The following is a 25,975-nucleotide window of genomic DNA, read 5'->3' as shown; positions in this document are numbered from 1 at the left end:
GGATCCGATGACCTCCACCGCAGACGCCGTCGTCATCGGGGCCGGGCACAACGGGCTGGTGGCCGCGAACCTGCTCGTGGACGCCGGCTGGGACGTCGAGGTCCTGGAGGCCACCGAGGCGCCCGGCGGGGCCGTCCGCTCCGCGTACGTGACCGCGCCCGGTTACCTCAGCGACCTCTACAGCTCCTTCTACCCGCTCGGCTACGCCTCCCCGGTGCTCGACGGGCTGGACCTGGAACGGCGCGGCCTGTCCTGGACGCACGCGCCGGACGTGCTGGCACACCTGCTGCCCGACGGCCGCGCCGCGGTGGTCAACCGCGACCTGGACGTCACCGCCGCCTCGCTGGAGGCGTTCGCCCCCGGTGACGGGGAGCGCTGGCGGCACGCGTACGCGGACTGGTGCCAGGTCGCCGAGCCGATGCTGCAGACCATCACCACCCCGTTCCCTCCGGTGCGCGGCGGGCTGGGCCTGCTGCGGCAGCTCCGGGTCGGCGGCGCGCTCCGGCTCGGCCGCCGTCTCGTGCTCCCGGTCCGCAAGCTCGGCGCCGAGCTGTTCGAGGGCGAGGGCGGCACCGTGCTGCTGGCCGGTTGCGCCCTGCACACCGACCTGTCCCCGGAGGAGGCCGGCTCCGGCGTCTACGGCTGGCTGCTCGCCATGCTCGGCCAGCAGGTCGGCTGGCCGGTGCCGGTCGGCGGCGCCCAGCGGATCGCCGACGCACTCGTGACCCGTCTGGTCGAGCGGGGCGGGCGGATCACGTACGGCGCCCGGGTCGAGCGGGTGCTCACCGCCCGGGGCCGGGCGATGGGCGTCCGCACCGCCGGCGGCACCGACTGGCGGGCCCGGCGCGCGGTGCTCGCCGACGTGCCGGCGCCGGCGCTCTTCCTCGACCTGGTCGGCGCGGCGGCGCTGCCGCCCCGGATGGTCGAGGACCTGGCGCACTTCAAGTGGGACGGCTCGACGCTCAAGGTCGACTGGGCGCTGTCCGCGCCGGTGCCGTGGAAGAACCGCGACCTGGCCGGCGCCGGCACCGTGCACCTGGGCGCAGACCTCGACGGTCTCACCACGTACGCGGCCGAGCTGGCCCGCGGTGAGCTGCCGCGGGATCCGTTCCTGCTGGTGGGGCAGATGTCGGTGGCCGACCCGAGCCACTCACCGCCCGGCACCGAGTCGCTCTGGTCCTACACCCACCTGCCGTTCCGCCGGAACTGGCGGGCCGAGGAAGTGGCGGGGCACGTGGAGCGGATGGAGGAGGTGCTGGAGGCGGCGGCGCCGGGTTTCCGGGCGTCGATCGTCGGGCGGCACGTGGCCGGCCCGGCCGACCTGGAGGCCGCCGAGCCGAGCCTGGTCGGGGGAGCGCTGGGCGGCGGCACCGCCGCGGCGTACCAGCAGTTGTTCCTGCGGCCGATCCCCGGCCTGGGCCGGGCCGACACCCCGGTGGACCGGCTCTACCTGGCCAGCGCCTCCGCGCATCCCGGCGGCGGCGTCCACGGCGCGCCGGGGGCGAACGCGGCGCGCGCCGCGCTGGCCCGCGACCGGGCCGTCACCGGCGCGGTGTACGCCCGGACGATCGCCGCCGCCCACCGCACCGTCTACCGCTGACCCGACCGCGCCTCCACCCGGATGCCGCCGTAGATCTTGGTACGAAAGTGCCCCTATGGGGGCCGTTTCCTACCAAGATCTACGGGCTGCCCGTGACGGCTGACGGCCGTCCACGATGCGTCACGCTGCGTGTTCGGGGCTGCAGCGACGGTAGGACTGCAACGCCGCCTTTGCTCTGCAGCCGCATACGCATCGGTCACGCACCGTGCCCGCACCGGGAGTCGGGCGGAACGGTGCCGGGAGGTTCGCCCCTGCTCAGGGCCGTGCTGCGCCGATGGCTGCAGAGCAAAGGGGCCGACGGGGGAAGTGACGGGACGACCGCGCCCTCACGCGCGGTGACGATGACGCGGCGTGAGGGCGCGGTGGAGCTGCGGGAGCGTTCAGGTGTCGAGGTTGCGGTGCCGGCTGCGCAGCTTGAACGGCATCAGCGCGCTCTCGATCTTCGTGGCGGTGGTCATCTTCGAGTCGCCGTCGCGGCGCTCCTCGAAGCGGATCGGCACCTCGAGGATCGTGTGACCCAGCTTGGTGGCGAGGTAGTGCATCTCCACCTGGAAGCTGTAGCCGTTGGACTGCACCCGGTCCAGCCCGATCGCGCGCAGCGCGTCGGACCGCCAGATCTTGAAGCCGGCGGTCAGGTCGCGGATGCGTACCCGCAGCAGCGTGTGCACGTACAGGTTCGCCCAGCCGCTGAGCGCGCGCCGGTACAGCGGCCAGTTCTCGTCCAGCTCACCGCCGGGCACGTAACGCGAACCGATGACCACCGAAGCCTGGGTGGACAGCAGCGCGCCGAGCATGCCGGGCAGCGCCTCCGGCGGGTGCGACAGGTCGGCGTCCATCTGCGCGACGAAGTCCGCGCCGTCGTCGAGCGCCCGGCCGATGCCGTCCACGTACGCCCGGCCGAGACCCTCCTTGCCCGGGCGGTGCAGCACCGTCACCCGGTCCGGGTGCTCGATGGCCAGCTTGTCGGCGACCTCGCCGGTACCGTCCGGGGAGTTGTCGTCGGCGACCAGCACCTTCAGCCCCGGCAGCGGCAGCGCGAGGAGGCGCTCGACCAGCACCGGGAGGTTGCCCGCCTCGTTGTAGGTCGGAACGACGACGGTCAGGCGCGCATCCCCCCACGGGGAGGGTAACTGCACGGGTTCGATCATCACGGACATCCTCGGTCAGCCGACAGGTTCACCTGAGAGGGTAGCCAGTCCCTCGCGCGGCAGCCGCACAGACGCCCCGCCACCGATCGATCACCGCTCCGGCTTCTGCCGTGTCGCGATGTCGGACAGGCGGGCCAGCGTCTCCCGGTTGCGCAGGTGCAGCACCAGGTCGTTGAGTTTGGTCCGGACCCATCGCAGCGGCCCGGCGGCGAAGTCCTCGCCGATCGTCACCCGGGTCCGGTCGTCCTGCAGCGGCTCCAGGGCGAACGCCACGATCGCCTCCCCGGCCGGCCACAGCCCGGCGCGCAGCACGAGCCGGTGCGGCGCCTGGCACTCCAGCACCGTCGACTTGTCCTGGAGCGAAAACGGCCAGGGCCCGGCCCGATGGTGCAGGTTGCTGCCGACGCGCGGCCACGTGTCGTCCACGTCCCGCACGTGCGCGGTGCCCACCACCCAGTCGCTGTACGTCCACCCGTCCGCGAGCACCTCGAAGACCTGCTCCGGGGGCGCGTCGATCACCTTCTCCACAACCGCCATCATCGAGCGGTACCCCGGCGCGGGCCGTCGCTAACGGCGATCCGGGTTAGCTTCTCCGGGGCGGCGGGTATCGCCGGACACGGGCCGGTCGTGGCAGGCATGCACCCGGCTGTGCGGCACCGGCGGGGCGGCCAGGCGCCGACGTTGACGTTTACTCCTCGGGGCGTCGGGAACCCGCCGCCCGTGCGACGGGACCAGGAGCGGGATCAGTGCAGGTCAGCCCGGGTTGACCCGGGTGCTGACCGGTTCCCGTCCGGCCTGTACGACGCGGTGCTGCTGGACCGCGACGGCACGCTGGTGGAGGACGTGCCGTACAACGGCGACCCGGAGAAGGTACGGCCGGTGCCCGGCGCCCGGGAGGCGCTGGACCGGTTGCGCGCGGCTGGACTGCGGCTGGCGGTGGTGACGAACCAGTCCGGCCTGGCCCGGGGCTGCTTCACGGCGCACGACCTGCGCCTGGTCAACGCCCGGGTGGAGGAGCTGCTCGGGCCCTTCGACCACTGGGCGATCTGCCCGCACGCGGAGGCCGACGGGTGCGCCTGCCGCAAGCCCGCGCCCGGCCTCGTACACGAAGCCGCCGCCGCGCTCGGGACCACGCCGACCCGGTGCGTGCTGATCGGGGACATCGGCGCGGACACGGCAGCCGCCGCCGCTGCGGGCGCCGCCGCGATCATGGTGCCCACGCCGGCCACCCGGGCCGCCGAGGTGGCTGCCGCGCCCACAGTCGCCGCCGACCTGCCGGACGCGGTGGGCATCGTGCTGGCCCGGATGCGCCTGACGGCGGCGCCGCGGCCCGCGCACCGGTCGCGCCGGGGAACCGTGCTGGTGGTGCGCAGCGACGCGGCGGGCGACGTGCTGGTGACCGGTCCGGGTATCCGGGCGGTAGCGGCCGGCGCGGAGCGCGTGGTGCTGCTGTGCGGGCCGCGCGGCCGGGCCGCCGCCGAGCTGCTGCCGGGCGTCGACGAGATCGTCGAGGCGCCGCTGCCGTGGATCGACGCGCCCGCCCCGCCCGTCGACCCCGACGCGGTGCGCGCGCTGACCGACCGGCTGGCGGCGGTACGCGCCGACGAGGCGGTCGTGTTCACCTCCTTCCACCAGTCCGCGCTGCCCCTTGCCCTGCTGCTGCGCCTGGCCGGCGTGCCCCGGATCAGCGCCATCAGCGACGACTACCCGGGCAGCCTGCTCGACGTGCGCCACCGCGTCCCGGCCGGCGTACCCGAACCCGAACGCGCCCTGTCCCTCGCCGCCGCCGCCGGCTTCGCGCTGCCCGACCACGACGAACCGGCGCTGCGCATCCGCACCGACCGGCTTCCGCCGCCCGCTGCCGACGCCGGGGTGCCCGGCTACGTGGTCCTGCACCCCGGATCCTCGGTGGAGACCCGCGCCTGCCCGGAGGAACTGGCCACCCGCGTGGTCCGGGTGCTCGGCGCCGCCGGTCACCGGGTCGTGGTCACCGGGGGGCCGGACGAGCGGGACCTGACCGCACGCGTCGCCGCGGCGGGCGGCGTCGACCTGGGCGGGCGGACCGGGCTGGACGACCTGGCCGCGGTGATCGCCGGGGCCGGCGCGCTGGTGGTCGGCAACACCGGCCCGGCGCACCTGGCCGCCGCGCTCGGCGTGCCGGTGGTGAGCCTGTTCGCACCCACCGTGCCGTTCGGACAGTGGGGACCGTACCGGGTGCCGACGGTCCGCCTCGGTGACGCGGGCGCCGCGTGCCGGGACACCCGCGCCACGGTCTGCCCGGTGCCCGGGCACCCGTGCCTGTCGGCGGTCGAGCCGGGACGGGTGCTGGAGGCGTTGCGGCTGCTGCGCGTACCGGCGCCGGTGGCGGGCGGGGTGGCCGGATGAACATCCTGCTGTGGCACGTGCACGGCTCCTGGACGACGTCCTTCGTGCACGGCAAGCACCGCTACCTGGTGCCGGTCACCCCGGACCGGGGCCCGTACGGCCTCGGCCGGGCCCGCACCTACCCGTGGCCGGACAGCGCCGTGGAGGTCACCCCCGAGGAGTTGCGCGACACCGACGTGGATTTGGTGATCCTGCAACGCCCGGAGGAGATCGACCTGGCCGCCGAATGGCTCGGCCGCCGGCCCGGCCGCGACGTGCCCGCGATCTACGTCGAGCACAACACGCCCAAGGGCGACGTGCCCGACACCCGGCACCCGATGGCCGACCGCGACGACCTGCTGCTCACCCACGTCACCGCGTTCAACGAACTGTTCTGGGACAACGGCGGCACCAGGACCACAGTGGTCGACCACGGCGTCGTACCGCCCGCCGTCGAGTGGACCGGCGAACTCGACCGCCTCGCCGTGGTGATCAACGAGCCGGTACGCCGCTGTCGGGTCACCGGCACCGACCTGCTCGCCCGGTTCGCCGCGCTGGCGCCGCTGGACGTCTACGGGATGAAGGTGGACGGGCTCGCCGCCCACCTCGGCCTCCCGGAGGACCGGCTGACCAGCCACGACGACGTACCCCAGCACGCCATGCACGCCGAACTCGCCAAACGGCGCGCGTACCTGCACCTGTGCCGCTGGACCTCACTCGGCCTCAGCCTCATCGAGGCCATGACCATGGGCATGCCCGTGGTGGCACTGGCCACCACCGAGGCGGTGGAGGCGGTGCCGCCGGCCGCGGGCGCGCTGTCCACCCGGGTCGACACGCTCGTCGACGCCGCCCGTGGCCTGCTGGACGACAGGGAGTCCGCCCGCCGGGCGGGCGCCGTGGCCCGGGCCGCCGCCCGGGACCGCTACGGCCTGGAGCGATTCCTCGCCGACTGGGACCGGCTGCTGGAGGAGGAAGTATGCGCATCGCGATGATCTCGGAGCATGCCAGCCCGCTCGCCGTCCTCGGCGGGGAGGACGCCGGTGGCCAGAACACGCATGTCGCGGAGCTCTCCGCCGCGCTCGCAGCCGCCGGTCACGACGTGCGTGTCTACACCCGCCTCGACGCGGTGGACCTGCCGGTGAGCGTCCGCACGCCGGACGGGTACGAGGTGGTGCACGTACCGGCCGGGCCGGCCGAACCGGTGGCCAAGGACGACCTGCTGCCGTACATGCCGGCGTTCGGGCAGTGGCTGGCCGACCGGTGGCGCACCGGCGACTGGCAGCCCGAGGTGGTGCACGCGCACTTCTGGATGAGCGGGCTGGCGGGTCTCGCCGCGGCCCGCCGCGCCGGCGTGCCGGTGGTGCAGACGTACCACGCGCTCGGCACCGTGAAGCGCCGCCACCAGGGCGTGCAGGACACCAGCCCACCGGGCCGGGTCGAGCACGAGCGGAAGCTGGGCCGCTCGGTGGACCGGGTGGTCGCCCAGTGCCAGGACGAGGTCGCCGAACTGGTCCGGATGGGCGTGCCCCGGTCCCGGATGACAGTCGTGCCGTCGGGGGTGAACCTGACGACGTTCTCCCCGCTCGGCCCGGTCGCCGACCGCGACGGCGGCCGGGCCCGCATCCTCACCGTCGGCCGGCTGGTCGAGCGCAAGGGCTTCCAGGACGTCATCCGGGCCGTCGCCGAGGTGCCGGACGCCGAGTGCGTGGTGGTCGGCGGGCCGCCGGCCGGGCTGCTGGAGACCGACCCGTACGCGTTGCGCCTGCGCGCGCTGGCCCACTCCCTCGGCGTCGCCGACCGGGTGCGGCTGGTCGGCGCGGTCCCCCGGGAGGAGATGGGCCGCTGGTACCGGTCGGCCGACGTGCTCGTCGCCGCCCCCTGGTACGAGCCGTTCGGGCTCACCCCGCTGGAGGCGATGGCCTGCGGTGTACCGGTGGTCGCGACGGCGGTCGGCGGGCTGATCGACACGGTGGTGGCCGGACGCACCGGCGACCTGGTGCCGCCCCGGGAGCCGGCGGCCCTCGGCGCGGCGATCCGGGGCCTGCTCGGCGACCGGATCCGCCGCTTCGCCTACGCCACCGCCGCGCTGGAGCGGGTCCGCACCCGCTACTCCTGGGCCACCACCGCGGACCGCCTCACCGAGCTGTACGGCGAGGTGGCCACCGTGCGCCGCCCGACCCGGGTGGTCGCCTGATGACGGCCGGGACGCCGGCGGCCGGCGCGACGGTGCTGGAGGACCACCTGAGCCTGCTCGCCGCCGCGCTGCTGCCGCTGCGGGAGGCGGAACAGATGCTGGCCCGCTGGGGTGCGGAACTCGCGCAGCGGCTGGCCGCCGGTGGCCGGTTGCTGGTGGCCGGCAACGGCGGCAGCGCCGCCGAGGCCCAGCACCTCACCGCCGAACTCGTCGGCAAACTCCGCCACGACCGCCAACCCCTGTCCGCCATCGCCCTGCACGCCGAAACCAGCGCCCTCACCGCCATCGCCAACGACTACGGATACGACGAAACCTTCGCCCGACAGGTACGCGCCCACGGCCGACCCCACGACATCCTCCTGCTCCTGTCCACCAGCGGCACCAGCACCAACCTCCTCACCGCCGCCCACGCCGCCCACCAGACCGGACTGCGCTGCTGGGCCTTCACCGGACCCGCACCCAACCCCCTCGCCGACCTCTGCCACGAACACCTGGCGATCGACTCGCCGGACGGGCAGGTGGTGCAGGAACTGCACCTGGTGGCCTCGCACGTGCTCTGCGAGTACGTCGAACTCGCGCTGCCCGCAGCGCTCGCCGCCCGGCCGGCGGCCGGGCCGGTACGCGCCGGTGTCGAGGTCGTCGTCGGCGAGCCGGACCTCACCGAGCCGGACCCGACGGCGCCGGCCGGCCGGGGAGGCCCGGCATGAGGGGACCGGTGGTGGTGCTCGGTGACACGCTGCTGGACCGCGACGTCGAAGGTCTGGTGAACCGGCTCTGCCCGGACTCCCCGGTGCCGGTGCTGGACGAGACCGTATCCGTCGACCGGCCCGGCGGCGCCGGGCTGGCCGCCGTCTTCGCCGCCGCGCAGGGCGCCGAGGTCGCGCTGGTCACCGCCGTCGCCGACGACGCGGGCGGGGCCCGGCTGGGCACGCTGCTCGCCGCCGCCGGGGTCCGGTTGTACGCGCTTCCGCTGGCCGGCGCCACTCCGGAGAAGATCCGGCTGCGGGTGCGCGGACGGGTGCTGCTGCGCCACGACCGGGGCGGGACCGCCGGCGCGCCGGGTCAGCCCAGCGACGCCGTGCTGCGGCTGATCGCCGACGCGTCCGCCGTGCTGGTCAGCGACTACGGCCGGGGCGTGGCCGGGCATCCGGCGCTGCGCGCGGCGCTGGCCGCCACCCGGGCGCCTGTGGTCTGGGATCCGCATCCGCGCGGGCCGGCCGCCGTACCCGGGGTGCACCTGGCCACCCCGAACGAGCCGGAGGCCCGCGAGCTGGCCAAGACGCCGCCGGGCGGCTCCCGCCTGGCCGTCGCGTCCCGCAGCGCGCACGCGTTGCGCCGCCGCTGGCAGGCGCGCGCGGTCGCGGTGACGCTCGGTGGGGACGGCGCGCTGCTCAGCCACGCCGGGTCCACGCCTCTGGTGGTGCCGGCGCCGCCCGCCGAGGGGGACACCTGCGGGGCCGGTGACCGGTTCGCGTCCACCGCGACGTTGGCGCTGGCCCGGGGCGCGCTGGTGTCCGAGGCGGTGCAGGAGGCGGTCGCCGAGGCTTCGGCGTACGTGGCCGGCGGTGGCGTCGCAGCCGCGCTGCCCGCGCCGGTGCGCGCGGTGGCCCCGGCGGTGGTCACCGGTGGCGGGGACCGGATCGGCGCCGGGGCGGCCGGCGAGGTGGTGACCCGGGTACGCGCGGCCGGCGGCACGGTGGTGGCCACCGGCGGCTGCTTCGACCTGCTGCACGCCGGGCACGTCGCGACGCTCCAGGCGGCCCGGCAACTCGGCGACTGCCTGGTGGTCTGCCTCAACTCCGACGCCAGCGTGGCCGGGCTGAAGGGTCCGGAGCGTCCGGTCGTGCCGCAGGGCGACCGGGGACGACTGCTCGCCGCGCTCGGCTGCGTTGACGCGGTGCTGATCTTCGACGAGCCGACCCCGGAGGCGGCGCTGTCCTGGCTGCGCCCGGACATCTGGGTCAAGGGCGGCGACTACGCCAGCGGCGGCGGCCCGGAGACGCTGCCCGAGACGGAGATCCTGGCCCGCTGGGGCGGTCACACGGTGGTCGTGCCGTACCTCGACGGGCGCTCGACCACCGACATGATCGCGGCGGCGCGGGCCGGGCGGGGCAGCGGCGGCTGGCCGGCCGTGCCGGTCGACCCGGCCGAGGCCGCCGCGCAGGTCCGGTCCACGGCGAAGGGAGCACGATGAACGAGCGACGCATCCGACCCGGCGCGGTCGCGCCCGCCGGTGCGACGGTGGCGGCGTGAGCGCCGGCGCGCCCGGAGCCGGGCCGACCGTCCTGGTTACCGGCGGCTCCAGCGGGCTCGGCGCGGCGGTGGTCGCCGCGGTGGCCCGCGCCGGCGGGCGCCCGCTGGTGCTGGACCGGCAGCGCCCCGCCGACGGGGTGCCCTGGGTCGAGTGCGACCTGGCCGACACCCGCGCCGCCGAGGCCGCCACCCGCGACCTCGCGGAACGCTCCGGCGGGCTGGACGCCGTGGTCACCGCCGCCGGGATGGACGTACCCGGGAAGCTGGCCGACATCCCGGCGGAGACCTGGGAGCGGATCGTCACGGTGGACCTGCTCGCCACCGCCGCGGTGATCCGGGCCGCGCTGCCGTGGCTGGAGGCGTCGCGGGGCAGCATCGTCACCGTGGCCTCGACGCTCGGGGTGAAGGCGGTCGGCGACGCGACCGCGTACTGCGCGGCGAAGTTCGGGGTGGTCGGCTTCACCCGCGCGCTCGCCGCCGAACTGGCCGGCGCGGTCGGCGTGACGCTGCTGATCCCCGGCGGGATGCGGACCGCGTTCTTCGACGAGCGGGACGCGCAGTACCGCCCTGGCCCGGACGCGGTGCTCAACGAGCCGGCCGACACCGCCGCCGCCGTCATGTTCGCGCTGTCCCAGCCGGCCGGCTGCGCGGTACGCGAGATGGTGGTCTGCGCCGCGCAGGAGTCCTCGTACCCGTGATCCTGGTGCTGCGGGCGCTCGGGGTCGGCGATCTGGCCACCGCCGTGCCGGCGCTGCGCGGCCTGCGCGCCGGCCTGCCGGGCCGGGAGTTGGTGCTCGCCGCCCCGGCCTGGCTGGCGCCGCTGGCGGAGCTGACCGGGGCGGTCGACCGGGTGCTGCCCACCACCGGGCCGGACCGGATCGCCTGGACCGGCCCGCCGCCCGAGGTGGCGGTCAACCTGCACGGCCGCGGACCGCTGTCGCACCGGGCGCTGGCCGCCGTCCGCCCCGGCCGGCTGCTCGCCCACCGCAACCCGGACGCCGGCCACCCGGACGGCCCGGCCTGGGACGACGACGAGCACGAGGTCCGCCGCTGGTGCCGGCTGCTGCACGCGTACGGGCTGCCGGCCGACCCGGCGGACCTGGCGCTGCGGCGTCCGGCGGTGACCGGCGTACCGGCCGGGGTGACGCTGCTGCACCCGGGCGGCAAGATCCCGGCGAAGCGCTGGCCGGCGGACCGGTTCGCCCGGCTGGCCCGGGAGCTGGCCGCGCGCGGGCACCGGGTGGCGGTCACCGGCTCGCCGGACGAGCGGGCGCTGGCCGAGCGGGTCGCCCGCGACGCCGGGCTGCCGCCGGAGGCGGTGCTGGCCGGCCGGACCGGACTGGCCGAGCTGGCCGCGCTCGTGGCGGGCGCGCGGCTGGTGGTCAGCGGCGACACCGGCGTGGCCCACCTCGCCACCGGCTACGGCACCGCGTCGGTGGTGCTGTTCGGGCCGGTGCCGGCCGCGCACTGGGGCCCACCGCCGGACCGGCCCCGGCACCGGGCGCTGGGTGCGATCGAGCACACCACCGTCAACCGGGATTCGACCGGGTCGGGCCGGGTAGGAACCCACCCGACATTGAATGCCATCGGGATCGACGAGGTGGTGGCTGCGGTGGCCGACGTGGAACGGGTCTCCGGTGCGGTTGCGGCGTAGCGATCCGGGCCGGCCGGGGTACGCGCGCCGGCGGCGTGGCAGGGGCTGGCTGTTCCTCGACCCGGCCGGCGAGCCGGTGCGCGACGCCGGGGAACTGGCCCGGCTGCGCGAGCTGGTGATCCCGCCCGCCTGGCGCGACGTGTGGATCTCGCCGTACCCGAACGGCCACATCCAGGCCACCGGCATCGACGCCGCGGGCCGCAAGCAGTACCTCTACCACCCGCACTGGCGGCGCAAGCGCGACGAGGCCAAGTTCGACCACGTTCTGGAGGTGGCCCACCGGCTGCCCGCGCTGCGCGACCGGGTCACCCACGACCTGTCGCTGCGCGGACTGCGCCGGGAGCGGGTGCTGGCCACCGTCGCCCGGCTGCTCGACATGGGCGCGTTCCGCGTCGGCAGCGACCAGTACGCCACCGGCGACGACCCCACGTTCGGGGTGTCCACGCTGCGTCCCGAGCACGCCCGCTCCCGGGGCGGCTGCGTGGTGTTCGAGTTCCCGGCCAAGGGCGGCATCGACCAGGTCCGCCGGATCGAGGACGCCGAGCTGTGCCGGGTGCTGCTCAACCTGCGCCGCCGCCGGCGCGCCCAGGAGCGGCTGTTCGGCTACTGGGACGGCCGGGCCTGGCGCGACGTGCGCAGCGACGAGGTGAACGACTACCTGCGCGACGCCAGCGGCGGCGAGATGACGGCGAAGGACTTCCGCACCTGGCACGCGACGGTGCTGGCCGCCGCCGAACTGGCCACTGTGGGTCCGCAGCGCTCCGCGACCGCCCGCAAGCGCGCCGTGGCGGCGGTGATGCGTTCGGTGGCCGACCTGCTCGGCAACACCCCGACGGTGGCCCGGACCTCGTACGTGGACCCGCGTGTGGTCGACCTCTACCACGACGGGGTGCTGGCGCCGGTGCAGCCGGAGATGCCGCGCGAGGCGGTGGAGAAGTCGGTGCTGGCGCTGCTGGAGGAGGAGGCCGGCTGACGCCGACCGGCCCCGCCGGTCCTGGGGGGAAGCGCGACGGGGCCGGAAATCTCGGCCGCCGGTGCGGTCCCGGGAGGCCACACCGGGCGGGGCCGCCCGCGGCCGGGACCGCCGCGGGCGCCGCGCCCGGCCCCCCGATATCCGTGGGCCCGCCACGAACGGCACGGGCCCGGGTTTCAGTATGTACGGGACAGGTTGACGGTGGATGCCGTGCTGTTGACGATCCGTGCCGGTTCCAGGTGACGGGTCCGGTACTCCTGAGGTGTCTCGCCCTGCGCCGCCCGGAAGACCCGGCTGAAGTGCGCCTTGTCCCGGAAGCCCCAGCGGGCGGCGACGACCTGGATCGGGCGGTCGCTCAGCGCCGGGTCGGCGAGGTCGCGGCGGCACCGGGCCAGCCGCTCGTCCCGGATGTACGCGGCCACCGTGGTCTCCTCGTCCTCGAAGAGCCGGTGCAGCGAACGCACCGAGATGTGGTGCGCGTCGGCGACCGCGCCCGGATCGAGCGTGGCGTCGCCGAGGTGCTGGCGCACGTACGCGCGTACCTGGGCCTGGAGTGCCCGGCGCCGGACCTCGGTGGGCATCTCGTCCTCAGAGACGAGATTGCGGCCGAGCAGCGTGGCGATCAGGTCGAGACCGACGGCGCCGAGCCGCTCCGCGTCGGCCGCGTGGTACTGCTCGGGGTTCGCGGTGATCCGGGTGAGGAAGTCGGCGACCAGCCCGCCGATGCCCTCGGAGCCGGACATCCGGCCGGCGAACAGGGGAGCGAGCCGGCGGGGCGGCAACGGCAGCGCGTCGTACGGCACCAGGGCCGCGATCGAGCGGGCGAACTCGGGTCCGGCGGGGTCGGCGTGGTGACTGAGTTCGTGCGGCCGGGAGCAGTCGTAGAAGGTGAGGTCGCCGGGGCGGCACCGGGCGCGCTGCCCCGCCTGGTCGGCCTGGCTGGTGCCGCTGAGCGTCAGCGCGAGCATGTAGTAGTCGGGGTCGGAGCGCTGGATCAGTTTCGCGGTGCGCACGCAGTCCACCGACGGGTAGCGGTGGCGGATGAGCTGCATCGGGCCCAGTTCGATGAACTCGGCCCGCGCCACGAAGTCGTCGGCGTGCGCGCTGTACACCCGCAGCGGCGTCGGGGTGCTCGCCATCGTGTCCAGCCATATGCCGAAGCGCTCCCGAGGCGGCAGCGCCCGCGTGTCGAGGACCTGCCGGTGCAGCTTCCCGTCCATCAACGACTCCCCGTGTTCGTCACACCCTGCACAAACAGGACGCCCCACGGGGCCGAAAAGCGACACCCGTGGGGCCGTGACGTCCGTCATTGACGGATCTGCGCACGTTCTGTTAGGAGTCCGTTCAGTCGTTCAGCACCTGGGACAGCCGGTCGCGGAACCGGCGCTCGGAATCGGTCACCGCGTCGCCGCCGAGGCCCAGGATGCCGCCGGTGGAGGCCGCGCCCACCACCTGCTCGGCGATGTCCACCAGCCAGTGCCGGTACGCCCCGGCCTGACCCTCGTCCACCCGTGCGGCGAGCAGCGCGGACGCCTGCCCGGCCCGGGCCAGCACGTCCTCGATCATCGCCTTCGGGTCCTGCGGCGTGAGCACCGGCAGCTCCGCGCCGGTCTCCGGGTCGCCCACCCGGTCGACGACCTCACCGGCCACGGCGGCGACCAGCGGGCTGGCCGACTCCCGGCCGGCGGCGATGGTCTCCAGCCCGGCGGCGTTCTCGGCCATGGTGCGGCGGGTGCCGTCGGACTCGGCGGCGGCCGCCGCGGTGAGCACCGACTGCGGCAGCCCCACAAGCAGTCCCCACTCCTCGTCGGAGACGCCGAACCGGGTGTACGCCGGCTGCTCGATCACGATCAGGCCCCTTTCGCCGTGGTCGTCGTTGTCGACGGGCGCCCCCGCGGCGCCCGGGTCAGGCTAGTCCAGCTCCAGCAGGCCCTGTTCGGACACCACGCGCACGGACAGCGTCTTGTAGCCCACCTCGTCGAAGAGCACGGTCATCCGGTCCTCCTCGTAGCTGAGCACCAGGCCGGCGCCCCACTCCGGGTGGCGGACCTGGCTGTGCACCGGGAACGGCCCGACCGCGCCGTCGCCCGCGACACTGGTGCCGGCGTGGCAGTTGTCGCAGTGCCCGCAGACCTCGTTCATCTGCTCACCGAAGTACGCCAGCAGGGCCTGGCCCCGGCAGCCGGTGGTCTCGGCGAACGCGCGCATCATGTCGGTACGCGACCGGGTCACGGTCTGCTGCCGTTCCGCCTCGGCCAGCGCGGCGCGGCCGGACTCGGCGGCCGCCGGCGCGTACCGGGGTGCGCCGATGCGCTGCTTGGCGCGTGGCTCGGCGGCCCCGATCTGCTCCAGCAGGGACAGGTACTGCCCCAGCTTGCGCGGGCCGAGGCCGGTCAGCTCGCGCAGCTCCTTGCGGTTGCGGGCCTTGCCGCGCAGCACCGCGGCGAGCTCGGTCAGTTCCTTCTCGTCCGGCAGGCCGCCGCTGAAGTAGCGCTGGAGGCCGACGTCCTCGGCGCGCCACAGCAGCAGCACCCGGGCCGGCGAGCCGTCGCGTCCGGCCCGGCCGATCTCCTGGAAGTAGCTGTCCGGCGAGTCGGGCAGCGCCATGTGCACCACCCAGGCGATGTTCGGCTTGTCGATGCCCATGCCGAACGCCGACGTGGCCACCATGATCGGCACCCGGTCGGCCAGGAACGCCTCGTGCAGCTCGTGCCGGGCCGCGGTGGGCATGCCGCCGTGGTAGAAGTCGGCCGGGTAACCGGCGCCGGTGAGCCGCTCGGCCAGCTCCTCGGCCGCCCGGCGGGTCGGCACGTAGATGATGCCGGGCCGCTCGTCGTCGCTCAGCAGCGCGATCAGCCGACGCCACCGGTAGTCCTCGGTCGGGCAGTAGGCCACCTCCAGGAAGAGGTTCGGCCGGTCCAGCCCGGAGACCACCACCTCCGGCTCGCGCAGCCGCAGCCGGGCGATGATGTCGTCGCGTACCGGCGGGGAGGCGGTCGCGGTGAGCGCCACCACGGGTGGCCGGCCCAGGCCGTCGATCAGGTGACCGAGCGCCAGGTAGTCCGGCCGGAAGTCGTGGCCCCACGCCGAGATGCAGTGGGCCTCGTCGATCGCCACCAGCGCCGGCTTCAGCTCGCGGACCTCGGCGAGCCGGTCCGGGTTGCTCAGCGCCTCCGGCGTGATGAACAGGAACTCCGCGCGCCCGGCGCGGATGTCCTCGATCGCCTCGGCCTGCTGGGCGGCGCTCTCGTCCGAGCTGATCCGCACCGCGCGCAGCTCCGGACGCTGCCGTTCGTTGAGCGCGGCGATCTGGTCCTGCTGCAACGCGAGCAGCGGGGAGATCACCACCGTCGGGCCGGGGATCAGGCTGGCCGGGATCTGGTAGATCGCCGACTTGCCGGCGCCGGTGGGCAGCACCACCAGGGCGTCGCGGCGCTTCATCACGGCGCGCATGGCGGCGAGTTGGTTGGGCCGCAGCGCGGTCCAGCCGAACAGGTTCCGCGCCGCCCGGCGCAGGCTGGAGGAGTGCGTGGTCAGTTTCATCAAGCGCCTCAGCTACCCCCGGTGATCCCGCGCGAAACCGTCCGGCCCGTCACCGGAGCCGGGGCAGGACCTCGCGCTGGTAGAGGTCGAACAGGCCCTGCCAGTGCGGGCCGGTGTTCGCCACGTAGACCTCGTCGAAGCCGGCCTTGGCGTACTCGTCGATCATCTCCAGGTGGGCGTCGGCGTCCCGGCCGCAGACGAACGCCTCCCGCACCTGCTCGGGCCGGACCAGTTCGGCGGCCTGCTCGAAGTGCCGGGGGGAGGGGAGCACCTGGGACAGCTCGCCCGGCACGCCCGCGTTGGGCCAGCGCTCGTACGCGATCCGCGCGCCCTCGTCGGCGGTGTCGGCGTACGCCGCCTTGAACCCGCCCTGGCACGGCTTGTCGCCGCCGCCGGACTCGCGGAACCGGCGCACCATGTCGGCGTCGGGCATGGTGCTGACGTAGCCGTCGCCGATCCGGCCGGCCAGCTCGATCGACTTCGGGCCGAACCCGGAGACGTAGATCGGCGGGGGAGTGTCCGGCCGGGTGTAGATGCGGGCGTGCTCGACCGTGTAGTGCTTGCCGTGGTGGTTGACGAACTCGCCGCGCCACAGCTCGCGGATCACCTCGACCGCCTCCTCCAGCATCTCCAGCCGTACGTCGGTCTGCGGCCAGGCGTCGCCGAAGATGTGCTCGTTGAGCGCCTCGCCGGTGCCCACGCCGAGCACGAAGCGGCCCTCGTGCAGCACCGCGCTGGTGGCCGCCGCCTGCGCGATGACGGCCGGGTGGATGCGCATGGTCGGGCAGGTGACAGCAGTGGTCACCGGGAGCCGGCAGACCTGGCTGAGCGCGCCGATGGTGGACCAGACGAACGGGCTCTGGCCCTGGGCGTCGACCCACGGGTGGTAGTGGTCGGAGATCCACAGTGCCTCGAAGCCGGCCTGCTCGGCGCCGCGCGCCTGGGCCAGCAGCTCCGCCGGGGTGTACTCCTCGCTGGACAGGAAGTAGCCGATCTTCATGGTGTGTGCCCTCTCCGCGGTGACCGGCGGGTCCGCCGGTGCCCGGACGCCTCCGTCGTGTCCGGACAGGGCAAGCCCTACCCCCGGCGGGCGGCTCCAACCCGGCGGCGCGGGATCAGCGGCGGAACATGGCCCGGATCGCGATCAGCAGGAACAGGCCGCCGACCACCAGGCCGAGCAGGCGTACGCCGGGGATGTCGGCGGCGCTGGTGGCGTCGGCGAGCGGCAGAGGGGGCATGTGGGAACTCTCCCACGGGCCGTCCCGGTGCGCCAGCGGCTAACAGTAAGGATTGTTGACTATTTAGCTGCGCGGTGTGACCATGTCAGCACCCGCCGGCCCTGGCGGGTCCGTGGGGGAGACGGGGGTACGACAGCACATGAGCGAGCGGACCGTGGGATCGACCGGAGACCTGGCGGCGCTCGCCGCCGCCGTCCTGCAACCGGGGTTCGTCGGCACCACACCGCCGCCGTGGGTGTGCCGCTGGCTCGGCGAGGGCCTCGGCTCGGTCGTCCTGTTCGCCCGCAACGTCGTCGACCACGAGCAGGTCGCCACGCTCACCGCGAACCTGCGCGCCGAGCGGCCCGACGTCATCGTGGCGATCGACGAGGAAGCCGGCGACGTCACCCGGATCGAGTCCGCCCGGGGCAGCTCCCGTCCCGGCAACTACGCGCTCGGCGCGGTCGACGACCCGGCCCTGACCGAGGAGGTCGCCCGCGACCTCGGCGCCGAACTGGCGGCCGTCGGCGTGACGCTCGACTACGCCCCGGACGCCGACGTCAACTCCAACCCGGCCAACCCGGTCATCGGGGTGCGCTCCTTCGGCGCCGACCCGGACCTGGTCGCCCGGCACACCGCCGCCTGGGTACGCGGCCTGCAGTCCGGCGGCGTCGCGGCCTGCGCCAAGCACTTCCCCGGGCACGGCGACACCCGGGTCGACTCGCACCACGACCTGCCCCGCATCGGCGGCGACCGGGCCCGCCTCGACGCGGTCGAGCTGGCCCCGTTCCGCGCCGCCGTGGCGGCCGGGGCGCAGGCGGTGATGACCGGTCACCTGCTGGTGCCGGCGCTCGACCCGGAGCTGCCCGCCACGCTCAGCCCGCGCGTGCTCGGCGGCCTGCTGCGCGAGGAGATGGGCTTCGGCGGCGTGGTGGTCACCGACGCGGTGGAGATGCGCGCGGTCGCCGACCGGTACGGCTTCACCGGCGCCGCGGTGCGCGCGCTGGTGGCCGGCGCGGACGCGATCTGCGTGGGCGGGGAACGGGCGACCGAGGCCGACGCCCGCGAGCTGCGCGACGCCATCGTCGCGGCGGTGATCAGCGGGGAGCTGCCCGAGGAACGCCTCGCCGAGGCGGCCAAGCGGGTCGGTCAGCTCGCCGCGTGGAGCGTCGCCGCCCGCGCCCGCCGGGTCGCCGGCCCGCCGTCCGCCGACGGCTCACCGATCGGGCTGACAGCCGCCCGCCGCGCGGTACGGGTCACCGGCGACGCCGGGCTGCTGCCGCTGACCGGCCCGGCCCACGTGGTGGAGTTCGCTCCGCCGCGCAACATCGCCATCGGCGAGGAGACGCCGTGGGGCATCGCCGCGCCGCTGACCCACCTGGCGCCCGGCACCACCACCGCCCGCTACGCCGCCGACGCCGTACCGGCCGACCCGGGCGCGACGCCCGCCGGCCGGCCGCTGGTGCTCGTGGTACGCGACCTGCACCGCCACGACTGGATGCGGGATGCGGTACGCCGGGCACTCGCCGCCCGCCCGGACGCGGTGGTGGTCGAGCTGGGCGTGCCCGAGCTGGTCACCGGCGCGGTGCACCTGGCCACCCACGGCGCCACCGCCGCCGCGGCGCGAGCCGCCGCCGAGGTGCTGACCGGGGCGCGCTGACTCCCGGCCCGGCCGGGTGGGGAGGTCCCCCGGCCGGGCCGGGCCTCACGGCTTGTCGACCACCAGGTCGGCGTACTCCGGGTGGCGCTCGATGAACGAGGCCACGAACGGGCACTGCGGCACCACCCGGCCGCCCCGGGCGCGGACCTGGTCCAGCGCGCCCCGGACCAGCGCGGCCCCGACGCCCTGACCCTGGAACCGGTCGTCGACCTCGGTGTGCGTGAAGACGAGCGTCTCGCCCCGGAGCGTGTACGCGGTGAACCCGGCCAGCGCGTCGTCCACCAGGATCTCGAAACGGCGCTTCGCGGCGTTCTCCTCGACCAGAAAACTCACCGGATCATTCTCCCTCCGGGCCCGGCCAGCCGGTCCAGTTCGGCCAGCAGCCGGTCCACCTCGTCGACTGTGTTGTAGTGGTAGACGCTCGCCCGCACCGCGCCGCCGCTGCCCCGCAGGCCCATGCCCTCGAAGTACTCGTAGGCGTAGTAGTCGCCGTGCGACAGGCACAGGCCCGCCTCGCCCAGCGCCGCCGCGGTCTGCGCCGGGGTCGCTCCGGCCACCCGGAACGACACGGTCGGGCAGCGCCGCGCCGGTGCGCCGTACACGGTCACGAACGGGCGATCGGCCAGCCCGGCGACCAGCCGGTCGAAGACCGCCTCCTCGTGCGCCTGCGCGGCGGCCAGGCCGGCGCGTACCCGCTCCCGCCGGTCGCCGGTCGCGGCCGGATCCAGACCGGCCAGGTGGTCCACCGCGGCGGTCACGCCGGCCAGCAGCGGGAAGCTCGGCGTGCCGTACTCGAACCGGTCCGGCACCCCGTCGGCGGAGGGGAGCAGCTTCGCCGGGCGCAGCGCCTCCCAGCGCGCCGGGTCGGCGACCATCGCCGCCAGGTGCGGCCCGGACCACTTGTACGCGCTCGTCACCAGGAAGTCCGCGCCGAGCGAGGCCGCATCGGTCGGGCCGTGCGGCACCGAGTGCACGCCGTCCACGCACACCAGCGCCCCGGCGGCGTGCGCGGTCTTGGCGATCGCCGCCACGTCCGGCACGGTGCCGATCGCGTTGCTGCCGGCGGTCACCGCGACCAGCCGGGTGCGCTCGGTGACCAGGTCGGCGTACTGGCCGGCGGGCAGCTCGCCGGTCGCCGGGTCGAACTCGGCCCAGCGCACGGTGGCGCAGGCCGCCTGCGCGGCCTGCACCCACGGGCGGACGTTCGCGTCGTGGTCCAGCCGGGACACCACCACCTCGTCGCCCGGACGCCAGCCGGCGCCGAGCGTCCGGGCCAGCGTGTACGTCAGCGCCGTCGCGCTCGGCCCGAGCACCACGCCCGACGGCTGCGCGCCGAGCAGGTCGGCGACGGCGGCCCGCGCCCCGGCGACCAGATCCAGCGCCCGGCGGCCGGGCAGGAACGCGGTGCTGCGGTTGCCCGTCGCGGCGCGCATCGCCCCGGCCACCGCCTCGACCACGGCGGCGGCGGTCTGGGTGCCCCCGGCGCCGTCGAAGTGGGCGAATCCCTCGCCCAGGGCAGGGTAGGCGGCCCGGACCCGGGCGACGTCGAAAGCCATTCCGGAACCCTAGCGCGCACCTCGGACACCCCGCCCGGCGTGGCCGTCCCGCGCTCGCCCGCGGGACGCTGTGGAACGGGCCGCCTATCCTTGGGCGGGTGACGATCCGACGCGCCACCTCCGCCCCCGCCCGCCGCGCCGCCGGTCTGCTCGCCGGCCTCGCCCTCGGCGCCGCACTGCTCGCCGGATGCAGCTCCGAGGGCGCCGAGACCGACTGCGGCCTCGACGCCTGCACGATCACCTTCGACCGCGGCGTGGACGCCAGCGCCCGGATCCTCGGCGTCGAGGCGAAGCTGATCGGCGCCGACGGCGACCAGGTCACGGTCGAGGTCGCCGGGGAACAGCTCTCGCTCACGGTGGGCCAGCAGGCCACCGAGGTCGCCGGCTTCCAGGTCAGCCTGGACAGCGTCAACGAGCAGCAGGTGGTGGTGCGGGTCGCGCGCGACCTCAGCGCCTGATCCGTTTCGGCCGTCCCGGCGGGCGGCGACGTTTGGAAAATCGCCCGCCGGGAGATTGAGGGCTCATGTCTCTCACCCGGAACGCCGGAGCCACCGCCGCCCAGGCTCGAAACAGCCGGTGGCTCGAACTGTTGACCCGTGCCGGCTTCATCGGTTACGGAATCGTGCACCTCCTCCTCGCCTGGCTGGCGCTGCAGATCGCCTTCGGCCGCTCGGGCGAGGAGGGAAACCAGAACGGCGCGCTGCGCACCCTCGGTGAACAGCCGCTCGGGAAGTTCCTCCTGATCGCGATGGCGGTCGGCCTGTTCGCCATGGCGATCTGGCAGGCCTTCGAGGCGATCTCCGGCCACGTGTCCAAGACCGGCAAGGAGCGACTGTTCGAACGGATCGCCTCGGTGGTCCGGGTCGTCGTCTTCGTCTGGCTCGGCTGGACCGCGATCAAGGTCTTCCAGGACGCCAGCTCCAACGCCTCGGACCAGCAGCAGCAGCTCTCCGAGAAGCTGATGGCCTCCGACGGCGGCCGGTGGCTGGTCGGGCTGGCCGGCCTCGCGCTCGCCGGGCTCGGCATCGGCATGGTGATCTACGGCCTGAAGAAGAAGTTCGAGCGCAACCTCAAGACCGGCGAGATGAGCCCGAAGACCCGGCAGCTCACCCGTCGGCTCGGCATGGCCGGGTACGCCGCCCGGGGTGCCGTGTTCGCCGTCGCCGGCGTGCTGGTCGTGGTCGCCGCCGTCAACTACGACCCGGAGAAGGCGCGTGGCCTCGACGCCGCGCTGCGGACGCTGCGCGACCAGGCGTACGGGCCGTGGCTGCTGGCGCTCATGGCGCTCGGCATCGCCGCGTTCGGTGTCTACTGCTTCTTCCAGTCCCGGTACCGCAAGGTCTGATCCTGGTCGATACCCGGGCCGCCGGGCACCATTGGGCCTTTGCCCGATGCCCGCCCGTCGGAGGGAGAGAGAGTTCGTGCAGAGTTACGTCGTGACCGTCGCCGCCGCGCTCGCCGCGGCGGCGATCGCGTTGGTGCTGGCCCAGGTGGTGCACCGGGTCACCCGCCGTCTCGGCCGCCGCTCGCTGCTGATGACCGAGCTGACCGAGCACGCGCACCGCGCGTTCCAGGTCGCGGTCACGGTGGCCGCGGTGCAGTTCGCGGTCCGGTTCACCACCGCGTACGCGGTCGGCAGCCCGTGGCGGCAGTTCGTCCTGCACACGCTCGTGCTGGCGACGATCGCCGCCGCCGCCTGGCTGGTGGCCTCGCTGCTGGTCGTGGCGGAGGACACCGCGCTGGCCCGGTTCCGGGTCGACGTGCCGAACAACAGGCACGCCCGCCGGGTGCGTACGCAGGTGGTGCTGCTGCGCCGGCTCACCATCGCGGTGATCGTGATCCTCACGGTCGGCGTGATGCTGATGACGTTCCCGGCGGTACGCGGCGTCGGCGCCGGTGTGCTGACCTCCGCCGGTGTGATCGCCGCGGTCGCCGCGCTGGCCGCGCAGAGCCTGCTCGCCAACGTCTTCGCCGGTCTCCAGCTCGCGTTCAGCGACGCGGTACGCCTGGACGACGTGGTGGTGGTCGAGGGGGAGTGGGGCCGGATCGAGGAGCTGACGCTCAGCTACGTGGTGGTGCAGATCTGGGACGACCGCCGGCTGATCCTGCCCACCTCGTACTTCACCAGCCGGCCGTTCCAGAACTGGACCCGCACCGAGGCGGCGGTGCTCGGCACCGCCGAGTTCGAGCTGGACTGGGCCGTCCCGGTGCAGGCGATGCGGGAGGAGCTGCGGCGGCTGTGCGAGGGCACCGAGCTGTGGGACGGCCGGGTCTGCGTGCTCCAGGTGACCGACGCGACCGGCGGCATGGTCAAGGTCCGCGCGCTGGTCAGCGCCGCCGACGCGGGCAGCCTGTGGGATCTGCGGTGCCTGGTCCGCGAGCACCTGGTGACCTGGGTACGCGACCAGCGCCCGACCGCCCTGCCCCGGCTGCGCGCCGAGGTCGGCGACACCACCGGCCCGCTGCCCTGGCAGACGGTGCAGCCGCGCCGCCCGGTACGCCGCCCGGCCGGCACCGAGGCGCCCGACGACGCGCGTGTCTTCGGCGGCAGCGACGACGGCGAGGCCCGCAGCGAGGTGTTCGTGGGCCGGGAGGAGCACGCCGAGGCGCGTCGCTGACCCCGTACCCCGATCGGAGCCCCCGGCCGCCCACGGCGCCGGGGGTTCGGCGCGTTCGGGCGGCTTTCCGGCCGGACGGGTTTGGCCGGGCGATTGCGGGGGACGTGGTGCGCACGCCCCGGATCCGGTGCCCGGCACCGGGTTGCGGCGGCGCGCGGCCGGGCGGACCGGCCGCGCCGCGCAGGATTGACGGGCGGCGACTCCGGGCATACAGCGCGGTGATGACGAAAGGAGGACAGCATGGCTGACGTCGCGAGTCGCAGCACGTCGCGGACCGGGAGCGAACCGTCCACCGCCGAACTGGTACAGCGCGCCACCGAGCAGGTCACCCGCCTGGTGCGGGACGAACTGGCCCTGGCCCGTGCGGAGCTGACCCAGAAGGGCAAGCACGCCGGGATCGGGATCGGTCTGTTCGGCGGCGGCGGGGTGATGGCGCTCTACGGCGCCGGTGCCCTGGTCGCCACCGTGATCCTGCTGCTGGCGCTTGTCATGCCGGCGTGGCTGGCCGCCCTGATCGTGGCGGTGGCGCTGTTCCTGCTCGCCGGGATCCTGGCGCTGGTGGGCAAGAAGCAGGTCAGCCGTGCCGTCCCGCCGGTGCCCCAGGCGGCGGTCCGCAGCGTCCGGGCGGACGTCGACACGGTCACCGCCGCGGTGAAGGACGGGAGGCGGGCATGACCGGTAACGGGACCGGGGACGTGGCGGCGCTCCGGGAGGAGATCCGCCGGACCCGGGTGGAGCTCGGTGAGACGATGGAGCTGCTCGCGGCCAGGGCCGATCCGAAGGCGCTGGTGCGGCACTCCGCCGAGGCGGCGAAGGCGCGGATGCGTGAGCAGGCGTCGCTGACCGCGGCCCGGGTGCGCGGGCGGGCGGCGGAGCGGGCCCGGCTGGTCCGGGCGCAGGCGTACGAGAAGGGTGAGGCGGTCGGGCGCAACCCGTTGCCGTGGGCGGCCATCGCGGCCGGCGCGCTGGTGACCGCGGTGGTGCTGGTGATCGTCCGAGGGAGGCGCAGGTGAGCGGGAAGATCGGCAAGGCGGCGTACAGGCCGGTGGGGGTGCTGCTCGGCCTGGCCGCCGGTACCGTCGCCGGCGCGATCTTCCGCCAGGTCTGGAAGGTGACGGCGGGCGACGGCGAGGCGCCGAGCGCGACCGACGAGGACCGCCGCTGGGGCGAGGTGCTCGCCGCCGCGGCCCTGCAGGGTGCCATCTTCGCGGTGGTGCGGGCCGCCGTCGACCGGGGCGGAGCGGTGGGCGTACGCCGGTTGACCGGTCGCTGGCCGGACTGAGGTAAAGGCCGGAAAGGCCCCTTTCCCGAGCGTGGGAAAGGGGCCTTTCGCATGGCTCCGGCGGGGCCGCGTAGCGCCGTCCGCGCGACCTTCAGGTCACATGTCGGAGAATTTCGTCCGCTAGGCTGTGCGAAGTTTTTGCGTACGTGGTTTGCTGTCTCACGCTGTTGAGAGACGCGTGGGTTGAGAGAAGTCTCCTGCATGGGGGGCCGCCTCAGGCGCCGCTGCTCGAAAACGGCCAATCGGCCGCACGGCGTGCTCGGCCGCCAGTTTTAGAAGGAGATACACATGGCGCAGGGAACCGTGAAGTGGTTCAACGCTGACAAGGGCTTCGGCTTCATCACCGTCGACGGCGGGGGTGCTGACGTGTTCGTCCACTTCTCGGCCATCCAGACCAGCGGCTACCGCACGCTGGAGGAGAACCAGCGGGTGGAGTTCGAGATCGCCCAGGGTCAGAAGGGTCCGCAGGCCGAGCAGGTCCGCCCCATCTGAGTCTCACCGCACCGGCCGCGCCGGCCGGTGCCGGAAGCCCCGCATCCCGCACGGGAGGCGGGGCTTCACCGTGCCCGGCGCCTCAGCGGCGCCGCGCCCGCATGCCCCACCAGAGCCCGGCCAGTCCGATCAGGACGAGCACCGGACCGGCCGCCGCCCAGATCCGCTGGTCGCTCATGACGCTGCCCTCGACGTACCCGAGGCCCAGCACCGTCCACAGCGCACCGAGCACCACGGCGAGCAGGCCCAGGGTGAGCCGGAACCAACCCCTCATCGTTCCCCCTCCGACGACGACAGTCCCGCTCCAGCATGCCCGCCGCCGCCGGCGCCCGGCGGCGCCGCGCCCGCCGGCCGGCTCACCACCGGTCGTGCACCTGCGGGCGGATCAGCTCGTCGTAGGTGGCCCGCACCGCGGCCAGCTCCACCTCGGTCAGTGCCGGCTGCCCGGCCGCCTCGGCGTTGCGCCGCGCCTGCTCGGGGGAGCGGGCGCCGGGGATCACCACAGTCACGCCGGGCTGGTCGAGGACCCACCGCAGCGCGAACTGCGCCATCGTACGGTCGTCGCCGACCAGCGGCGCGAGCCGGCGCACCGCGGCCAGGCCGCTGTCGTAGTCGACGCCGGAGAACGTCTCGCCCACGTCGAACGACTCGCCGTGCCGGTTGAACGTGCGGTGGTCGTTCGCCGGGAACGTGGTGTTCTCGTCGTACCGGCCGGAGAGCAGGCCGCTCGCCAGGGGCACCCGGGCGATGATCCCGACCCCGGCCGCTGCGGCGGCGGGCAGCACCTGCTCCAAGGGCTTGTGCCGGACCGCGTTGAGGATGATCTGCACGCTGGCGACACCGGGCCGGGCGATGGCGGTGAGCGCCTGGTCGCAGGTCTCCACGCTGACGCCGTACCCGGCCACGCGGCCCTCGTCGACGAGCGTGTCCAGCGCGTCGAAGACCCGGTCGTCGGCGAAGACGGCGGTGGGCGGGCAGTGCAGCTGCACCAGGTCGAGCGTGTCGACGCCGAGGTTGGCCCGGGACCGGTCGGTCCAGGCCCGGAAGTTCTCCGGCGTGTACGCCTCCGGCGTCTGCTCCACCCGGCGGCCCATCTTGGTCGCCACGGTGAGCCCGTGCCCGGGGCGGGAGCGCAGGAACCGGCCGATCAGCGCCTCGCTGCGGCCGTCGCCGTACACGTCGGCGGTGTCCAGGAAGGTGACGCCCGCGTCGACGGCGGCGGCGAGCACGGCGAGCGCGTCGTCCTCGCTGACCTCGCCCCAGTCCGCGCCGAGCTGCCACGCGCCGAGTCCGATGATGCCGACGTGCCGGCCGAGCCGGTCGAAGCTGCGCTGTTCCACCCGGTCGAGCCTAGTGAGCCGCTTGCCGTGGCGCGCGGCGGGCCGTACGGTCTAACAAGACGTACGTACGGTTTGGAGGCT

At 74.8% G+C, this 25,975-nt stretch carries 28 protein-coding genes; 17 read left to right on the top strand and 11 right to left on the bottom strand.

The window, feature by feature from the left end:
* Positions 1-7: 7 nt before the first annotated feature.
* Positions 8-1,600 carry a phytoene desaturase family protein gene (locus tag ACN27C_RS29075; RefSeq protein WP_422749408.1) on the top strand — a complete coding sequence of 531 codons (1,593 nt, stop codon included), beginning with the start codon at positions 8-10 and terminating at the stop codon, positions 1,598-1,600.
* Between the two features lie 380 nt (positions 1,601-1,980).
* Here the strand turns inward: ACN27C_RS29075 and ACN27C_RS29070 are convergent, their stop codons facing one another.
* Entirely contained in the window at positions 1,981-2,748 is a 768-nt protein-coding gene (locus ACN27C_RS29070) for a polyprenol monophosphomannose synthase (protein WP_121685420.1), read from the bottom strand.
* A 90-nt stretch (positions 2,749-2,838) separates the two neighbouring features.
* On the bottom strand, positions 2,839-3,285 hold the full coding sequence (locus ACN27C_RS29065) for an SRPBCC family protein (protein WP_422749406.1): 447 nt from the start codon (positions 3,283-3,285) through the stop codon (positions 2,839-2,841).
* 183 nt (positions 3,286-3,468) lie between these two features.
* Here ACN27C_RS29065 and ACN27C_RS29060 point away from each other — a divergent pair, with 183 nt between their 5' ends.
* From ACN27C_RS29060 to ACN27C_RS29025, 8 genes are read left to right on the top strand one after another with little or no spacing between them, the layout of a single operon-like run.
* Complete coding sequence (locus tag ACN27C_RS29060) at positions 3,469-5,133, top strand: HAD-IIIA family hydrolase (protein ID WP_422749404.1); 1,665 nt, start codon at positions 3,469-3,471, stop codon at positions 5,131-5,133.
* Positions 5,130-6,104 carry a glycosyltransferase gene (locus tag ACN27C_RS29055; RefSeq protein WP_422749402.1) on the top strand — a complete coding sequence of 325 codons (975 nt, stop codon included), beginning with the start codon at positions 5,130-5,132 and terminating at the stop codon, positions 6,102-6,104. Before ACN27C_RS29060 ends, ACN27C_RS29055 begins: the two co-directional genes overlap by 4 nt.
* Positions 6,089-7,306 carry a glycosyltransferase gene (locus ACN27C_RS29050; RefSeq protein WP_422749400.1) on the top strand — a complete coding sequence of 406 codons (1,218 nt, stop codon included), beginning with the start codon at positions 6,089-6,091 and terminating at the stop codon, positions 7,304-7,306. The genes ACN27C_RS29055 and ACN27C_RS29050 overlap by 16 nt, the downstream gene beginning before the upstream one ends.
* Positions 7,306-8,013, top strand: coding sequence for a D-sedoheptulose-7-phosphate isomerase (locus tag ACN27C_RS29045; RefSeq protein WP_120570600.1), 708 nt, complete (start codon positions 7,306-7,308; stop codon positions 8,011-8,013). Before ACN27C_RS29050 ends, ACN27C_RS29045 begins: the two co-directional genes overlap by 1 nt.
* Positions 8,010-9,500 carry a PfkB family carbohydrate kinase gene (locus ACN27C_RS29040; RefSeq protein ID WP_120570599.1) on the top strand — a complete coding sequence of 497 codons (1,491 nt, stop codon included), beginning with the start codon at positions 8,010-8,012 and terminating at the stop codon, positions 9,498-9,500. The genes ACN27C_RS29045 and ACN27C_RS29040 overlap by 4 nt, the downstream gene beginning before the upstream one ends.
* Positions 9,501-9,555: 55 nt before the next feature.
* Complete coding sequence (locus ACN27C_RS29035) at positions 9,556-10,257, top strand: SDR family oxidoreductase (protein ID WP_252448598.1); 702 nt, start codon at positions 9,556-9,558, stop codon at positions 10,255-10,257.
* The gene (locus ACN27C_RS29030) at positions 10,254-11,213 is read left to right on the top strand and encodes a glycosyltransferase family 9 protein (RefSeq protein ID WP_121685413.1); all 960 of its coding nucleotides are present in this window, start codon (positions 10,254-10,256) and stop codon (positions 11,211-11,213) included. Before ACN27C_RS29035 ends, ACN27C_RS29030 begins: the two co-directional genes overlap by 4 nt.
* Positions 11,197-12,186: a DNA topoisomerase IB gene (locus tag ACN27C_RS29025; RefSeq protein ID WP_120570596.1), complete on the top strand. Its 990-nt coding sequence runs from the start codon at positions 11,197-11,199 to the stop codon at positions 12,184-12,186. Before ACN27C_RS29030 ends, ACN27C_RS29025 begins: the two co-directional genes overlap by 17 nt.
* A gap of 176 nt (positions 12,187-12,362) precedes the next feature.
* Here ACN27C_RS29025 and ACN27C_RS29020 read toward each other — a convergent pair whose 3' ends face one another.
* The 5 genes from ACN27C_RS29020 to ACN27C_RS29000 all read right to left on the bottom strand — a co-directional run bounded on the left by ACN27C_RS29020 (position 12,363) and on the right by ACN27C_RS29000 (position 16,967).
* Positions 12,363-13,406 carry a helix-turn-helix domain-containing protein gene (locus tag ACN27C_RS29020; RefSeq protein ID WP_422749397.1) on the bottom strand — a complete coding sequence of 348 codons (1,044 nt, stop codon included), beginning with the start codon at positions 13,404-13,406 and terminating at the stop codon, positions 12,363-12,365.
* A 124-nt stretch (positions 13,407-13,530) separates the two neighbouring features.
* On the bottom strand, positions 13,531-14,034 hold the full coding sequence (locus tag ACN27C_RS29015) for a hypothetical protein (protein WP_121685410.1): 504 nt from the start codon (positions 14,032-14,034) through the stop codon (positions 13,531-13,533).
* A gap of 63 nt (positions 14,035-14,097) precedes the next feature.
* A complete protein-coding gene (locus ACN27C_RS29010; RefSeq protein ID WP_350816016.1) occupies positions 14,098-15,729 on the bottom strand; it encodes a RecQ family ATP-dependent DNA helicase in 1,632 nt (543 codons plus the stop codon).
* Between the two features lie 49 nt (positions 15,730-15,778).
* A complete protein-coding gene (locus ACN27C_RS29005) occupies positions 15,779-16,729 on the bottom strand; it encodes a TIGR03557 family F420-dependent LLM class oxidoreductase (RefSeq protein ID WP_357898880.1) in 951 nt (316 codons plus the stop codon).
* A gap of 115 nt (positions 16,730-16,844) precedes the next feature.
* On the bottom strand, positions 16,845-16,967 hold the full coding sequence (locus ACN27C_RS29000; RefSeq protein WP_422749394.1) for a hypothetical protein: 123 nt from the start codon (positions 16,965-16,967) through the stop codon (positions 16,845-16,847).
* Between the two features lie 139 nt (positions 16,968-17,106).
* On the opposite strand from ACN27C_RS29000, the gene ACN27C_RS28995 reads away from it, so the two are divergent.
* A complete protein-coding gene (locus ACN27C_RS28995) occupies positions 17,107-18,606 on the top strand; it encodes a glycoside hydrolase family 3 protein (RefSeq protein ID WP_120570592.1) in 1,500 nt (499 codons plus the stop codon).
* 45 nt (positions 18,607-18,651) lie between these two features.
* Here the strand turns inward: ACN27C_RS28995 and ACN27C_RS28990 are convergent, their stop codons facing one another.
* A complete protein-coding gene (locus ACN27C_RS28990; protein ID WP_393159244.1) occupies positions 18,652-18,939 on the bottom strand; it encodes a GNAT family N-acetyltransferase in 288 nt (95 codons plus the stop codon).
* Positions 18,936-20,162 carry a cysteine desulfurase-like protein gene (locus ACN27C_RS28985; protein WP_422749391.1) on the bottom strand — a complete coding sequence of 409 codons (1,227 nt, stop codon included), beginning with the start codon at positions 20,160-20,162 and terminating at the stop codon, positions 18,936-18,938. The genes ACN27C_RS28990 and ACN27C_RS28985 overlap by 4 nt, the downstream gene beginning before the upstream one ends.
* A gap of 98 nt (positions 20,163-20,260) precedes the next feature.
* Here ACN27C_RS28985 and ACN27C_RS28980 point away from each other — a divergent pair, with 98 nt between their 5' ends.
* The 7 genes from ACN27C_RS28980 to ACN27C_RS28950 all read left to right on the top strand — a co-directional run bounded on the left by ACN27C_RS28980 (position 20,261) and on the right by ACN27C_RS28950 (position 24,554).
* Complete coding sequence (locus ACN27C_RS28980) at positions 20,261-20,620, top strand: hypothetical protein (protein WP_121685405.1); 360 nt, start codon at positions 20,261-20,263, stop codon at positions 20,618-20,620.
* Between the two features lie 65 nt (positions 20,621-20,685).
* Entirely contained in the window at positions 20,686-21,507 is an 822-nt protein-coding gene (locus tag ACN27C_RS28975; RefSeq protein WP_422749389.1) for a DUF1206 domain-containing protein, read from the top strand.
* Positions 21,508-21,583: 76 nt separating this feature from the next.
* Positions 21,584-22,780 carry a mechanosensitive ion channel family protein gene (locus ACN27C_RS28970; protein ID WP_120570587.1) on the top strand — a complete coding sequence of 399 codons (1,197 nt, stop codon included), beginning with the start codon at positions 21,584-21,586 and terminating at the stop codon, positions 22,778-22,780.
* Positions 22,781-23,020: 240 nt separating this feature from the next.
* On the top strand, positions 23,021-23,455 hold the full coding sequence (locus tag ACN27C_RS28965) for a phage holin family protein (RefSeq protein WP_013285414.1): 435 nt from the start codon (positions 23,021-23,023) through the stop codon (positions 23,453-23,455).
* Positions 23,452-23,793: a DUF3618 domain-containing protein gene (locus tag ACN27C_RS28960; RefSeq protein ID WP_013285415.1), complete on the top strand. Its 342-nt coding sequence runs from the start codon at positions 23,452-23,454 to the stop codon at positions 23,791-23,793. The genes ACN27C_RS28965 and ACN27C_RS28960 overlap by 4 nt, the downstream gene beginning before the upstream one ends.
* Positions 23,790-24,062 carry a DUF4235 domain-containing protein gene (locus ACN27C_RS28955; RefSeq protein ID WP_120570586.1) on the top strand — a complete coding sequence of 91 codons (273 nt, stop codon included), beginning with the start codon at positions 23,790-23,792 and terminating at the stop codon, positions 24,060-24,062. Before ACN27C_RS28960 ends, ACN27C_RS28955 begins: the two co-directional genes overlap by 4 nt.
* A gap of 288 nt (positions 24,063-24,350) precedes the next feature.
* Entirely contained in the window at positions 24,351-24,554 is a 204-nt protein-coding gene (locus ACN27C_RS28950) for a cold-shock protein (RefSeq protein WP_007075740.1), read from the top strand.
* Between the two features lie 82 nt (positions 24,555-24,636).
* Here the strand turns inward: ACN27C_RS28950 and ACN27C_RS28945 are convergent, their stop codons facing one another.
* Both ACN27C_RS28945 and ACN27C_RS28940 read right to left on the bottom strand, forming a co-directional pair.
* Complete coding sequence (locus ACN27C_RS28945; RefSeq protein ID WP_120570585.1) at positions 24,637-24,828, bottom strand: hypothetical protein; 192 nt, start codon at positions 24,826-24,828, stop codon at positions 24,637-24,639.
* An 82-nt stretch (positions 24,829-24,910) separates the two neighbouring features.
* On the bottom strand, positions 24,911-25,894 hold the full coding sequence (locus tag ACN27C_RS28940) for an aldo/keto reductase (RefSeq protein ID WP_120570584.1): 984 nt from the start codon (positions 25,892-25,894) through the stop codon (positions 24,911-24,913).
* Positions 25,895-25,975 lie beyond the last annotated feature (81 nt).

Source organism: Micromonospora sp. WMMD1219 (genome assembly GCF_049315215.1).
GTDB lineage: Bacteria > Actinomycetota > Actinomycetes > Mycobacteriales > Micromonosporaceae > Micromonospora > Micromonospora tulbaghiae.
This window is presented reverse-complemented; position numbering and strand designations above follow the sequence as displayed.